The following is a 14,800-nucleotide window of genomic DNA, read 5'->3' as shown; positions in this document are numbered from 1 at the left end:
CTTCAATCTCCTGGACAACCATTAGCTTAAAGCTATTACTGTACCGGATGACTGTTCTCTCTACTTTTTGTGACATATTGATTGAGTTTAATTACTTCAATATGTCAACCAGTTTCAGGACGTGACACTACCTTTCAACATCCAACATCCAACTTCCAACATCCAGCATCTAGCATCTACCATCTAGCATCCATCATCTAGCTTCCAGCTCCTCTCTCCTCACGCCTCATACCTCATGCCTTATGCCTCGAGCCTTGCATCTACCATCTAGCATCCAGCATCAGCTTCCAGCTCCTCCCTCCTCACACCCCATTCCCCATACCTCATACCCAACCTCCCTTCTTGCATTTTCAAAACCTGTTGTTTAGATTCACAGTCCCCCGCCAATGTTTATGAAGTACTCAAGGTAAGTTTTCATCAAAACGACTATACATGGAAAAATTTAATGGTAACAACGGAGGCCGCAGGAAGTACAACAAATCGCGCAGGAGCCAGCGCCACGAACCCTCCAACAGCATGTACTGGCTTGACCCGGCTGATGTAGAGCGGGAGCTGAACATCAGCAGGAGTACCCTCAGGAAGTGGGAGGGTGCCGATTTGATCAAGTCGGCGAAGCTTGGCAGAAAACGCTGGTACAGGCGCATTGACATTGATAAGATGCTGGAAGATCATATGTCATAATCTGCAATGAGCCAAGGCTGAAAATAGTAACAGAACAGTCACTGTAGTATGACTGGCTGCGCCCTGCTGCCCTATTGTTTCTTCATTTTCAAATTGGTCAGCAATTATCAATTGGCTTTCTATTTTCATTGCCTCATTTTCAAATTTTCAAATTATCTTACAGCCCTCTTCCCGTCTACATCCCCCACCCGGTAGCTAAGGAAGTTTTACACAGTAATACACTGTGAGAGAAACTTGTTGATATAACTAACGTGCTAAACCCTTTCTATGTCCAAACTGCTGCATGATGCTATTTCTGATGTACTTGTTACGTACGCAAAGCCTCTTTCAACACGGGAAATCACCCAGATTATCAAAGAAAAAAAATTGTGGGTGCGCCCTAAAGACGGTAAACATCCTGCGCAAAGTCAAATAAATGCAAGGGTTAACAACTATGGTCACCTCTTCACGCTTGAAGATGGACTCGTTAGGTTGAATAACGACCAGGTCATTGATAGTTTCAGAATAGCAAGGCTATGTTGGAACAATAAAGGATGGCAATTGCCTTCTGGGCGTACAGGAAAAAGCACACATAAAGATTCTCATGAAGCCGTTCATGGTTATGGACATGAAGAATGGCTGTTTGACATATCTAAAACAGTTGGCGGTTATCATTATGCATTCCTTGAACCTGTACGAAAGCAACAACAAGCATATGAAGGAAAAGCTTTTAGTGTTTGGTTATACAGTGTAGATGGGAATTCAAAGCTTCGCTACTTCAATGGGATTATCCACAATCTTATTGCTATAGGGGAAGATGAAGCAAACGAAGTAACAGAAATTTATGAGGCTAATGGCTGGCTTGCTGAAATGAAAGATCAGCTGGGATTAGTAGAGATTGAAGACTTCTCGGGGTTCAAAGGCGTAAACATGTTTAATGTAAAGTTCAAGCCAGAGGACATGGATTACCAGGACTACATCGAACTTGATCCGGAGCATTCAGCTTATAGGATTAACCGCTATTCTTTTGCTCATTATGATGAGAGTTTTGCTATTAGCGAACAGAAGCAAGAGTTTTCCTTTGATGCAGCAAGCACTCAAAAACATGCTCCTACTAAAACGGCAGTTGCCATATCACGCTTTTGGCGGAAACCACAGGCCATTGAAATTGAGCTTCATCACCAATTGTTATCTACTAAATTATTAGAGTATCTACGCAAGGAGCATGGTAACAAAAATGTAGTAGGAGAGCATAAAGTAAACGGGAACAGCCGTATCGATATAGTTGTGAAGAAAGGTTCAGGTTATACTTTTTATGAGATAAAAACCTATGCGGATGTTCGGGTTTCAATACGTGAAGCAATAGGGCAGATAATGGAATATTGCTTCTATACAAAAGCAAATCGCGCAGACGAATTGATCATTGTGACACCTAAGCCTGCCAGAACAGAAGATGCTATTGCTTACATGTGTCATTTACGCCAGGTTACTAAACTGAACCTGTATTACCAGTACTTTGATCTTTCGACCAATACTTTATCAGATCAATTTTAAAAACAACAGCCCCATGCCCAAAGTACAAAAGAAACAATGAAAACATCTATTTGTATAAACGATACCCTTTTAAATGTGAACACATGAAGCGGCAGATTTAACAGAAAGCCGCTTGAAGATATCCAAGACCCAATAACTTTAGGAAAACCCAGAACCTGCGAATGAAGTCGATCGCTTTTTTTGATCTTGAAACGGGAGAGAATACGCAAGCCATCAATGATATAGGGTGCGTCAGGAGTGACGGCGCAGTATATCATGGTAAATCTGTTCACGAGCTTGAAAAATTCTTATCTGCAGTTGATTTTATTGCCGGTCATAATATTATTCAGCACGATTTACCTGTTCTTCAAAAACAAACCACAGCAAGCTTCTTAAAGCAGCCAAAAGCAATAGACACTTTATTTCTGTCGCCGCTGTTATTTCCCCAAAGGCCTTACCATAATTTGTTGAAAGACGACAAGCTGCAGGTAGACGAACTGAATAATCCTGTTAACGATGCAATTAAATCCAGGAACTTATTCTACGATGAAATCAATGCTTTCAAAAACCTTCACCCTGCTTTACAAGTTATACTGTTCAATCTTACAAAGGGAAAGCGTGCATTCAAATACTTCTACGAATATGTAGAATACAACGAAAGCTTAGGACCAGGTGAATTGGCTGATCAAATACTTGCAAGGTTTGATGGTAAGATTTGTACATCTATAGATCTTCAACCACTCATCCAGGCTAATCCAGTTGCTATAGCATATGCATTGGCTTTAATCAATGTCAACGACAAGTATTCGATCACTCCACCTTGGGTGGCGCACACTATTCCTGCCACTGAGCAAATGCTTTATGTACTCCGAGGCAGGCAATGTGTAGAAGGATGCAATTATTGCAAAGAAGCACTCAATCCATACAAGGCATTGTACAGGCACTTCGGTTACGAACAATTCAGATCGTATGGTGGTGAACCGCTGCAGGAAAATGCAGTCAAAGCAGCCATTTCAGGGAAATCTTTACTAGCTATCTTTCCCACCGGGGGTGGTAAATCCATCACCTTCCAGGTGCCTGCATTGATGGATGGCGAGAACACGAAAGGATTAACCGTTGTCATTTCACCGCTGCAGTCGCTGATGAAAGACCAGGTAGATAACCTGGAGAAGCGAGGTATAACAGATGCTGTTGCTATCAATGGTTTATTGGATCCCATTGAAAAAAGCAAAGCAATTGAAAGGGTGCAGGAGGGTAGTGCACATCTGCTGTATATTTCGCCTGAGTCATTAAGATCTGTTGTTATTGAACGCTTATTATTAGGTAGGAAAATCGCAAGATTTGTAATAGATGAAGCCCACTGCTTTTCATCATGGGGGCAAGACTTTAGGGTTGACTATTTATACATTGGCGACTTCATCAAAAACCTGCAGGAGAAAAAAGGCTTAACAGAAAAAATTCAGGTTTCTTGTTTTACGGCTACAGCCAAGCAAAAGGTGATAGAGGATATCCTCACGTATTTTAAAGAAAAGCTTAATCTACATCTTGAAGTATTTAGGTCAGATGCTTCCAGGACTAATCTTCATTATAAAGTATACAATCAGGATGATGATGAAGGGAAGTATGGTGAACTACGGAGATTACTGGAAACAAAGCCATGTCCTACAATTGTATATGTATCCAGGACGAGGCGTGCCAACAAACTAGCAGACCGATTAGTAAAAGATGGCTTTAATGCCCTGGCTTATCACGGTAAAATGGATAAGGATGATAAAACGCAACATCAGAATGCTTTTATTTCAGGCGACGTCAGCATCATGGTGGCCACCTCCGCATTTGGTATGGGTGTAGATAAAGATGATGTGGGAATGGTCATCCATTACGATATCTCTGATTCTTTGGAAAATTATGTGCAGGAGGCAGGCCGTGCCGGCAGAAACGAAAGTCTTACTGCCGATTGTTATGTCCTGTTCAACGAAGAAGACCTGAACAAGCACTTCGTATTGCTCAACCAAACAAAGCTCGATCTGAAAGAGATCAACCAGGTTTGGAGAGCCATAAAGGATCTGACCAAAACCAAATTGTCCGTATCTCATTCTGCATTAGAAATTGCTCGCAAAGCTGGATGGGATGAAAATATAAACGATATAGAAACCCGGGTAACAGCTGCCATTGCTGCCCTGGAAGATGCTAGATATCTAAAGCGAGGCCAAAACAATCCACAGGTTTTCGCAAGTAGCATCTTATCTAAAACAGCCCAGGAGGCGATAGACAAAATTAATGGTTCACCTAAGTTCAATGAACGGCAGCGTGGCCATGCAGTACGCATTATCAAAAAACTATTTTCCAGCAAGAGTAAGAGATTGGCTACTGAGGAAGATGCAGAATCAAGAGTGGATTATATAGCCGATCATCTTGGTATTGTAAAAAATGAAGTGCTGCAGGTTATTCAATTACTACGAGACGAAAAAATACTGGCGCAGACGAAAGACCTTACTGCATTTATCAAGAAAGGAGATAATAGCAACAGGTCATTGCAGATCGTTTTTAAATATCGTCAGTTAGAGGCATTTCTCCTATCTGCACTATCGCAGGAAGAGAAAGTGTACAACATAAAGGAGCTGAATGAACATGCTGTAGAAGCAGGCTGCAACGATGCCACACCCAATAAACTGACTACCATCCTCAATTTTTGGAAGATCAGGAACTGGGTTCGAAAGCAGAATGCTGATCTATCTAAAAATCACAGTAAGCTGGTTTTATTGCAGCCACAACACGAGCTGGAGAATAAGATGACCCGACGGCACCAGCTTTGCCAGCTTATAGTAGAATACCTGTATAATAAAGCGGTTGAAGGCTCCTCCGACACAGCCAATGAAGTATTGATAGAGTTTTCGATTGGAGAGCTAAAAGAGGAGATAGAACGATCGGTAGGCATGTTCGCTATGAATGCGGATAATGAAGAGATAGAAGACACCCTATTTTACCTGTCGAGGATAGAAGCCATCAAAATAGAAGGTGGCTTTATGGTATTGTACAATCGTCTTCGAATTGAGCGACTGGAAGCAAACAACAAAATCAAATACAAGCAGGAAGATTATCAAAAGCTGGCGTCCTTTTACCAAAATAAAATACAGCAGATACACATAGTAGGGGAGTATGCCAATAAGATGGTGCGGAATTATAAAGAAGCCTTATTGTTTGTGGACGATTACTTCAGGCTCAACTACGATTCCTTCCTGCGTAAATATTTCCCGGGCAGCCGGCAGGACGAGATAAAGCGAACACTTACCCCGACCAAGTTTGCACAACTGTTTGGCGCACTTTCACCGGCTCAGCTCGAAATCATTAAAGACTCCGCCAACCAGCACATCGTAGTAGCAGCAGGGCCGGGTAGTGGCAAAACAAGGGTGTTGGTGCACAAACTCGCTTCTTTGCTGCTGGCCGAAGATGTAAAGCACGAGCAGTTGCTGATGCTAACGTTCTCAAGGGCTGCCGCTACCGAGTTTAAGAAGCGTTTGCTGGAACTGATCGGCAATGCTGCCAATTTTATAGAGATCAGAACCTTTCACTCTTACTGCTTTGATTTGCTGGGTAAAGTGGGCAGCCTATCGCATTCAGAAACTATACTGGAGATGGCTGTCAGCAAGATTAAGGCGGGTGATGTGGAACCGGGCAGGATTACAAAAGCAGTATTGGTAGTAGATGAGGCACAGGACATGAATGCCAATGAGTGTGCCCTGGTAAAGGCATTGATGGAGCACAACGACGGCATGCGGGTGTTACTGGTAGGAGATGATGATCAGAATATTTATGAGTTTAGGGGTGCAGATTCACAATACATGGCTTCGTTGGTTACTACGCATCGTGCTAAGTTGTACGAGCTGGTAGCCAACTACCGCAGCAAGGCCAATATCGTTGCACTGGCTAATCAATGGTCAGGTAAAATAACCAACAGGCTAAAACAAACGCCGATTATGCCCGAAGCTGCAGCCAATGGCCAGGTAACTATAACAAGGTATGATACAAACAACCTGGTAGTACCACTGGTAAATAGTTTGCAGCAAACCGACCTGTCTGGCTCTACCTGTATATTGACAAAAACGAATGACGAGGCAGTACAAGTGGCGGGGTTGCTCAACAGGAATGGTTTTAAAACGAAATTGATACAAACCAATGATGGATTTAACTTGTACGACCTAAAGGAGCTCCGGTACTTTAGTGAGCTTGTTCAGCAGAATGATTCTGCTACAGTAGAAGACGAGATTTGGGAAAGTGCCAAGCGATCTTTAAAACAGGAATTTGCCGGCAGCAGTAAGTTAGACTGGTGCCAAGTTATCATTGCCGATTTTGAAGCAGTAAACCCATACCGGAAGTATAAGAGTGATTGGAAAACATTCTTATGTGAATCAAAGTTTGAAGACTTCATCCGCATAACCAGCGAAACCATCTTTGTTTCTACCATTCATAAAGCTAAGGGCCGAGAGTTCGACAACGTTTTCCTCCTATTGAGTAATACCGATGTAACAACAGACGAAGCCAAACGGCAGGTATATGTTGCTATGACCAGGGCCAAAAACAACCTGCATATACATTATAACGGAACTTACCTGGAGGGTATAGTGGAAGACGCAGTTGTGCATCAACAGGATAACAACAACTATCTGCCCCCGGACAGGATTGCACTGCTTCTTAATCACAGGGATGTATACCTTGGATATTTTGAATATGTGCAGCATCGTCTGCAACATGTTCAAAGTGGTAACCGTTTGTTGGTGGCAGAAGAAGGTTTAACGAAAGAAAACGGTGAGCTTGTCTTAAGATTCTCTAAAGACTGTGAACAAAAGCTGGCTCGTTTAAAGAGTAAGGGGTATTATATTGAAGAAGCAAGGACAAACTTTGTAGTGATTTGGAAGAATCAGGATAGTGGAAAAGAGTTGCAGATTATCTTGCCGGAAATAACATTTAAAACTGGGATGTATAAGTGACAAGACAAGTAAAATCGAAGCAACGAGTGGCCGACCATGGAGAAGTATTCACTTCTGAGCGGGAGGTTAATGCTCTGTTGGATTTGGTAAAGCAAGAAACAGAAAGAATTGAATCAAGATTTTTGGAGCCTGCGTGTGGTGATGGTAACTTTTTAGCAGAGGTACTTCGAAGAAAGCTAGCGGTGGTGGATAGGCGCTACATGAAAATGCAAAATGAATGGGAGCGGAATGCTTTCATTGCGGCGGGGAGCATATATGGGGTGGATATTTTACAGGATAATGCCATAGAATGTCAAGACCGGTTGTTTTCAATACTTTCAAAGGTCTATATCAAGAATTTTGGTGCTGCGGGGAAATTGGCATTTTTAGAGACCATAAAGTTTGTACTGGAACGAAACGTTCTATGGTGCGATGCCCTGGATTTTACCAACCCGGTATCAAAAAAGCCCATTGTGTTTTCTGAATGGAGCATCGCCGTAGGTAATATGGTGAAACGAAGAGATTACATATTCAGGTTCTTGGTGGAAAAGACACACCAGTTTGTACTCCCATTTAACGATGAAGGTATGCCAGCGGCTATAGATGAACCTGTAAAAGAACATCCCTTAACCGACATGTACAAAATAGCTGAATGATAGAAACCCAATACAACCCTGACGTACTATCGTGCTTGGCCAACCTTAGCAATGATGAAGTGTTTACGCCACCATCGTTGGTCAACGAGATTTTAGATTTGTTGCCGCCAGAACTTTGGAAAAGCCCAAATGCAAAGTTTTTAGACCCCGGTTGTAAAAGCGGGGTATTTCTAAGAGAAATGGCAAAGCGGCTGATGAAAGGCTTAGAGAAGAAGATTCCGAACAAACAGGAGCGTATCAACCACATTTTTAGTAAACAACTTTACGGAATTGCGATAACAGAATTAACCGCTCTGCTTTGCCGGCGAAGCGTGTATTGCTCTAAAACTGCCAATGGCAAATACTCCATTTGTGAAGATTTTAAAAGTGAGCAAGGCAACATTTATTTTAAAAGAATATATCACACATGGAATGATGGCAAATGCATTTACTGTGGTGCAAGTCAGGAAGCGTATGACAGAGAGGATGCGCTTGAAACCCATGCTTATAATTTCATCCATACAGAAGAACCTGAAAAAATATTCGATATGAAGTTCGATGTGATAGTAGGAAACCCACCTTATCAATTAGGCTCAGATGGAGGTACACGAGATATTCCTATCTACAACAAGTTTGTTGAGCAAGCTAAAAAATTAAACCCACGGTTTCTTTGTATGATTATCCCATCTCGGTGGATGGCGAGTGGTCTTGGTCTTTCAGAGTTTCGTAAAAATATGCTTGAAGACAAAAGGATAAGGAAACTTGTAGATTACCCTGTCGCTAATGAGGTTTTCGCAGGAGTGGAAATCAAGGGTGGAGTGTGCTACTTTCTATGGAGTAGAGACAGTAAAGGAACTTGCGAAGTCATCAGTATTCGAGGTGGCGAAGTCTTTGGTCCTGTTGAAAGAAACCTGAATGAGTTTGATGTATTTGTAAGAGATAGTCGTGCTGTTGAGATTTTAAGAAAGATTCTTTCTTTTAATGAAACGTCGATTACGGAAATACTTTCTGTTGATAAAGAATTTGGATGGACTTCAAACTTTTCTGGTTTCCATCAAAAAGAGAAGAAAGGCGATGTTCCCTTGTACTACATCAAGAAAGGTAAACGAGATATAGGGTGGATTGGACGTAGTGAAGTGACAAAAAGCATTGAACTTATTGATAAATGGAAAGTGATGATTCCACAAGCAGGTTCCGATGGAGGAAAGAAAATCCCAGATTCTGTTTTAGGCAAACCTCTAATTGCACCTTCGCCTTCAGTTTGCACCCAATCTTACTTATTTTTCTTTGTTGACACAGAAAGTCAAGCGAAAAGCATCGAAAGTTACTTGCGTACCCGATTTTTCCGTTTTTTAGTTTCTCTTCGGAAAATAACACAACACGCTACACGGTCAACGTATACTTGGGTGCCCAAACAGAAATGGTCAGGTACTTGGACAGATGAAAAACTCTATAAGAAATACGAATTGACTCAGGAGGAAATCACCTTTATTGAAAAAATGATTACTCCGATGAGCTTTTCATTGAAAGAAAATAACAATGAGTAAAAAAGAATTCTTTCCACCACGACCTGCAGTCAATCCAATTATTTATGCTTATGAGTTGATTGGGGTTGAAACACACAAAGGACTACTCAAAATCGGGTTTACTGACCGTGCTGCACAGGTTCGTATTAAAGAACAATTAGGCACAGCAGCAATTCAACACAAGATTGTTTTTGAAGAATCTGCCATGAAGCGGGATGGCAGTTCCTTTACCGACCGTGACGTTCACCGACTTTTAAGAAAAAAGAAAATTCCAAACCCTGAAGGCGAATGGTTTAAGTGCACATTGAATGAATTGCGGCATACAATTCACGAGATAAAGACAGGTGAGAAAACAGAAGAAAACAGAGTGTTTACGTTCGGTATGCGACCCGAACAAGAAGAAGCTGTAAACAAAACAATAGCGTACTTCAAAAGTTTTAAAAAGGAAAACCGGGACAAAACGCCTCATTTTTTATGGAACGCAAAAATGCGTTTCGGGAAAACGTTTGCCAGCTATCAGTTAGCAAAAAAAATGGGATGGAAAAAAGTGCTTGTGCTGACATTTAAGCCAGCCGTGGAAGATGCATGGAAAGAAGATTTGGAGTCGCATGTTGATTTTAAAGGCTGGCAATTCATTTCTCAGAATGCTGCAGAATTAACCGGCGAAGATGTCGATACTAAAAAGCCGTTGGTGTGTTTCGGCTCTTTCCAGGACTTTTTAGGAAGAAACAGCACTACCGGTGGCATCAAAGCTAAGAACGAATGGGTGCATGCGATGCATTGGGACTGTATCATTTTCGACGAGTATCATTTTGGAGCCTGGCGGGAAACTGCAAAAGATTTGTTTGGCAAAGACATCGAGGCTGAAAAAGAAGTGGAGGAATATAAAAAAGTCGAGAAAGAGGGACTTAAAGAAGAAGACACTGTAGAGCACTTGGAAAACATAATACCAATTACCACCAGTCACTACCTGTATTTATCGGGTACACCGTTTAGAGCTATTAGTTCTGGAGAGTTTATTGAGGAGCAGATATTCAACTGGACTTATTCTGATGAGCAAAGGGCAAAGGAAAACTGGAAAGGGAAGAACAACCCTTATGCTTCTTTGCCGAGGATGGTTATGCTAACCTACCAACTCCCGGAGTCTATTCGGCAAATAGCTTTGCAGGGAGAGTTTGATGGTTTCGATTTGAATATCTTTTTTAAGGCAGAGGGCGAAGGCCATAAAGCACACTTTAAGTATGAAGATGAAGTACAAAAATGGCTCGACCTGATAAGAGGTTCTTTTACCGAGACTACAGTTGACAATCTTAAGATAGGTACAAAGAAGCCACCTTTACCTTTTTCACATGCGCCTTTGTTAAAAGTATTAAACCACACGTTTTGGTTTTTGCCTTCAGTGGCTTCCTGCTATGCCATGTCAAATCTTCTGAAACAGCGTCAGAATAAATTCTATCATGATTACGCAGTTGTAGTGGCAGCAGGTACGCAGGCAGGGATAGGCGTTCAAGCACTACAACCGGTTTTGAATGCGATGACCGACAATCCACTTGAGTCTAAAACTATAACCTTATCGTGCGGCAAGCTAACTACCGGTGTTTCGGTGAAGCCATGGACAGGCATTTTTATGCTTCGAAATTCTTCGAGTCCTGAAACTTATTTCCAGGCAGCTTTTCGTGTACAGACGCCTTGGGTTATCACAAATCCGGACAATAAGTCGCCCAATAGAGAAGAGATACTAAAAGAAGAATGTTACGTTTTTGATTTTGCGCCTGATCGTGCACTAAGACAAATAGCAGATTATAGTTGCAGGCTTAATGTAGACGAATCAAATCCAGAAACGAAAGTTGCCGAATTTATCAACTTCTTACCAGTTTTAGCTTATGATGGCAGTTATATGGAACAAATTAATGCTGCCAAAGTTCTGGATATGGCGATGAGTGGTACAACTGCTACGCTTTTGGCGAGGCGCTGGGAAAGTGCACTGTTAGTAAACGTTGACAATAATACACTTGCTCGGCTAATGGCTAATACCGAGGCGATGCAGGCGCTGGAGAGCATTGAAGGCTTTAGAAATCTGAACCAGGATATAGAAACCATTATCAATAAGTCTGAAGCGGTAAAGAAAGCAAAGAAAGAAGCTAATGACGGAGAACTGACTAAGAAACAAAAACAAGAATTGACAGAAGCGGAGAAAGAATACAAAAGCCTGCGAAAGAAAATACAGGATAAACTAATCAAGTTTGCCACACGCATCCCAGTGTTTATGTACCTCACTGATTTTAGAGAGCAGCGATTGAAGGATGTAATTACTCAACTGGAGCCCGGATTGTTTAAGAAGGTAACGGGCTTAACGGTAAAAGACTTTGAGTTGCTGGTAAGTCTTGATGTATTTAATTCGGCCCATATGAATCAAGCGGTTTTCGGATTTAAGCGGTATGAAGATGCCAGTTTGGAATACACGGGAATTAATAAGCATAAGGGAGAAGATGTGGGGGGCTATGACACCGTTGTAACTCGAAAGGAATTCAATGAAATATTCGAAAATCTTTCGCCATGGAAAAGTAAAACATCACAAATAGTATCTGATCAATTCGGAGTGGTTAATAAGTGGCAAGCAATGAATGCAACTTTATGTAAGATAGTTGAGGAAAAAAATCTCTCTTACTTGAATCTGCAGGATCTACAGGATGTAGCCGAGATGTCTAGTGGCGAAATAGGAGATGTTTTTTCTTTGATTGGATTATTATCTGCCCCAGAAAAAGAGATGCTAAGAATTGAATTTTCTCTTGGGAACAAAGTTTTAAGCGAGAAAACTGTTTATGAAAGGCTAAGGCAATATTGGAGAGAAAAAAAGGTTTCAAAGCAGGAGTGGGATAAGTGGTCAAAAAAGGTTCAAGTAAAATGGGAAATTCTTAATTGATTAACTATGCACGAAAGCAGTCTAAAAAAGTACGCCGAGTTGTTGGGGAAGGAAACTATTGATCTTATCACTTCAAAAGACGATCAAGAGTTTGATATAGCATTTGATCACTGGCTAGTAGAAGGAATTAAAAAGCTAGAGAGTGATAAGATTAAATTTCGAAAACTTGATGAAGATACGCTTTCAAGTATTTTGGCTGCAGCGCTTACCACTCCTGAGCTATTGGTGACAAGGGAACAGAATTCTAATGGACATGTTGACCTAACTGCAACTTTGATCCGTTCATCTCCTAAGAAAGTAAAGCTGGGAGAAGCCAAAATATGGAACGGAAACAAGTATCATGTAAAGGGCCTAGGACAGCTTTTAACCCGTTATACAACCGGAAGAGAATGCCGCGGGTTTGTCATTTCCTATGTGAAGGCGAAGAATATAAAAGACCTTTTTGAGTCTTTACGTGAATACATTGATAAGGAGAAACCTTTTGACCTTGATGGAATTTGCAAAAAACACGATATAAAATGGTCTTTTCTATCTACGCACAGACATTCCAGCGGTGAGTCTGTTTCAGTTTGTCATGTTGGCTGTAATTTATTTTGATTATGTTGCTACCTTTTTGAAGGAGAAAATTTGTTAATTTGCATATAGGAATGAGGTAGTATAGGGAAACGATGAATAGTTCGTTTTATACCGGACTGCCTAGCACGACAGATGGTGTTAGTGGATGGTAATTTCTGAAACAACCAAACGCCCTCAATAAACGAGGTACTGTTCAGGTTGAACTGAGATGCTATTCTGAAAGTTTGTTGCATGATAATAAATATTGTGTACAAAGATAAGATGAATTTGTCCCAAAGAGAATGGGGGCGACACTTGTAAGAGTGTAGTAAGATGCATGAACTATTCAAATATCCTGCCCCGTCCTATACCCTCATTCCTTTATGAAGCAAAAAAGAAAGTTCAAGAAAAAAGACTGGTTTAGAGTAAAGGGCTACAATCACATTGGTTTAAGCCTTACCAATAAAGAAAGGAATTGGGTATCATGCTATGTCAGTGATAAACAAAAGGTAGCTTCACATGCTTTTTTGCCTTTTATTCACCGTTCATCAAAGGTTAGAAAGTTTAGGAGAGAGCAATGCCATGATGGTACCAGGTCGCAGTTAAGAGTACCAGATAAGAAAATCAGAGAACTTTATTATTGCAGTCATTTAGACGCATTGGTTTACGGGTATTATTCTGCTTTAATATCAAAAGAATACGAGACAAAGCTAAGGTGTCTTCGTTTGGAAGATTGTATAACTGCTTATCGACATATACCAGTCGAGTCTGGCAATCCGCGCAGTCGAAATAAATGTAATGTTGACTTTGCTAATGATGTTTTTAACTATATAAAAAACAGTCCAAGTAATCATCTTGTTGCTATTACCTTCGACATCCGAAGTTTCTTCGATGAGCTTGATCATAAGATATTAAAACAAGCTTGGAAACACGTAATTAATTCTGGTCCAAATTTACCACCTGACCATTATAATGTTTTCCAAAACATAACAAAGTTCTCATACATCGAAGAGCGTGAAATATTCAAAGAATTTCAGAATGAAATCATTGTGGAAAGAAACCCTTCAATACGAAAACCAAAACGTATTGCACGTCGGCAGTTCCTTCGGAATCAACGAGCAGTATCTTTCTGCTATAATTCAAAATTTAATTTGGAAAGGCTTCGGTCGGGCGGCTACGTAAAATCTAATAAAAGGGTCAAATGTGAACAAGGAAAGTTCCATATGCGAGAAAAGGGAATTCCTCAAGGCTCACCAATAAGCTCTCTTTTGGCCAATATCTATATGCTCGAGTTCGATACCGATGCAAATATTTTCCTGCGGAATAGAAAAGGGATTTACCGCAGGTATTCAGACGATATGGTTGTCATTTGTCCTCCAGAATATGCTGATGAAGTGTGCGAGTTCTTTGGTAACAAAATAGAAGAGTATAAATTAACAATCCAAGAGAAAAAGACGCAGCTTTTTCACTTTTATCGAAACTGTGGCTCTAGATTATATTGTAAAGAGGAAAACTTAAATACTGGAAAGTTTAATAGCAATTCAAACTTTCAATATTTGGGTTTTCAGTTTGATGGCTTTCACACCTATCTTAAATCCTCAAGTATTGCTTCTTACTATCGAAAAATGAAACGCTCTATACGTCGGAGGAAGTATTATGCAATTTTTAATAAAACTATCCATAGAGGAAAGTTGTTCAAGGGAAGTTTATTCAAAAGGTTTACTCATATAGGAGCACATCGAAGAAGAATATATAAAAGGCACCCTAAAATCAAGTCTAAATTTATAATAACCGAAAAGTTTGATTGGGGAAATTATTTGTCCTATGCCTATATGGCTGCTAAAGTAATTCCTGATAACAAGATCAGAAAGCAACTTAGACGACATTGGACTAAATTCCATGCGTTATTAAATGATGCGGAGGTAAAAATTGCAAAAGCACTTTTCAACATAAAATGAGTTGATATGAAAAGACAGTTATAGCAGTTTATGGAACTGCAAA

Annotated in this window: 8 protein-coding genes; all 8 read left to right on the top strand. The window is 40.6% G+C overall.

The annotated features are described in order from the left end of the window. Window positions 1–432 precede the first annotated feature (432 nt). Complete coding sequence (locus J4N22_RS11750; protein WP_207494530.1) at window positions 433–681, top strand: helix-turn-helix domain-containing protein; 249 nt, start codon at window positions 433–435, stop codon at window positions 679–681. 267 nt (window positions 682–948) lie between these two features. Next, window positions 949–2,214: a hypothetical protein gene (locus J4N22_RS11745; RefSeq protein WP_207494528.1), complete on the top strand. Its 1,266-nt coding sequence runs from the start codon at window positions 949–951 to the stop codon at window positions 2,212–2,214. A gap of 161 nt (window positions 2,215–2,375) precedes the next feature. Then, window positions 2,376–7,181 carry a RecQ family ATP-dependent DNA helicase gene (locus tag J4N22_RS11740; RefSeq protein ID WP_207494525.1) on the top strand — a complete coding sequence of 1,602 codons (4,806 nt, stop codon included), beginning with the start codon at window positions 2,376–2,378 and terminating at the stop codon, window positions 7,179–7,181. Next, window positions 7,178–7,816 carry a hypothetical protein gene (locus J4N22_RS11735; RefSeq protein ID WP_207494523.1) on the top strand — a complete coding sequence of 213 codons (639 nt, stop codon included), beginning with the start codon at window positions 7,178–7,180 and terminating at the stop codon, window positions 7,814–7,816. The genes J4N22_RS11740 and J4N22_RS11735 overlap by 4 nt, the downstream gene beginning before the upstream one ends. Continuing rightward, complete coding sequence (locus tag J4N22_RS11730; protein ID WP_207494521.1) at window positions 7,813–9,342, top strand: Eco57I restriction-modification methylase domain-containing protein; 1,530 nt, start codon at window positions 7,813–7,815, stop codon at window positions 9,340–9,342. The genes J4N22_RS11735 and J4N22_RS11730 overlap by 4 nt, the downstream gene beginning before the upstream one ends. Then, complete coding sequence (locus J4N22_RS11725) at window positions 9,335–12,244, top strand: GIY-YIG nuclease family protein (RefSeq protein ID WP_207494518.1); 2,910 nt, start codon at window positions 9,335–9,337, stop codon at window positions 12,242–12,244. The genes J4N22_RS11730 and J4N22_RS11725 overlap by 8 nt, the downstream gene beginning before the upstream one ends. 6 nt (window positions 12,245–12,250) lie before the next feature. Then, a complete protein-coding gene (locus J4N22_RS11720; RefSeq protein WP_207494516.1) occupies window positions 12,251–12,841 on the top strand; it encodes a hypothetical protein in 591 nt (196 codons plus the stop codon). Between the two features lie 341 nt (window positions 12,842–13,182). Beyond that, window positions 13,183–14,757, top strand: a complete 1,575-nt coding sequence (locus J4N22_RS11715) for a reverse transcriptase domain-containing protein (protein ID WP_207494514.1) — start codon at window positions 13,183–13,185, stop codon at window positions 14,755–14,757. The last annotated feature ends 43 nt before the right edge of the window (window positions 14,758–14,800 follow it).

Origin of the sequence: Aridibaculum aurantiacum, assembly GCF_017355875.1 — a bacterium.
In the GTDB taxonomy this organism is placed as follows: Bacteria; Bacteroidota; Bacteroidia; order Chitinophagales; family Chitinophagaceae; genus Segetibacter; species Segetibacter aurantiacus.
This window is presented reverse-complemented; position numbering and strand designations above follow the sequence as displayed.

Excerpts from the sequence above, each read along its gene's own strand:
- J4N22_RS11715 (WP_207494514.1), top strand. The coding sequence starts at position 13,183 with ATGAAGCAAAAAAGAAAGTTCAAGAAAAAAGACTGGTTTAGAGTAAAG.
- J4N22_RS11725 (WP_207494518.1), top strand. The coding sequence starts at position 9,335 with ATGAGTAAAAAAGAATTCTTTCCACCACGACCTGCAGTCAATCCAATT.
- J4N22_RS11720 (WP_207494516.1), top strand. The coding sequence starts at position 12,251 with ATGCACGAAAGCAGTCTAAAAAAGTACGCCGAGTTGTTGGGGAAGGAA.
- J4N22_RS11750 (WP_207494530.1), top strand. The coding sequence starts at position 433 with ATGGAAAAATTTAATGGTAACAACGGAGGCCGCAGGAAGTACAACAAA.
- J4N22_RS11740 (WP_207494525.1), top strand. The coding sequence starts at position 2,376 with ATGAAGTCGATCGCTTTTTTTGATCTTGAAACGGGAGAGAATACGCAA.
- J4N22_RS11745 (WP_207494528.1), top strand. The coding sequence starts at position 949 with ATGTCCAAACTGCTGCATGATGCTATTTCTGATGTACTTGTTACGTAC.
- J4N22_RS11730 (WP_207494521.1), top strand. The coding sequence starts at position 7,813 with ATGATAGAAACCCAATACAACCCTGACGTACTATCGTGCTTGGCCAAC.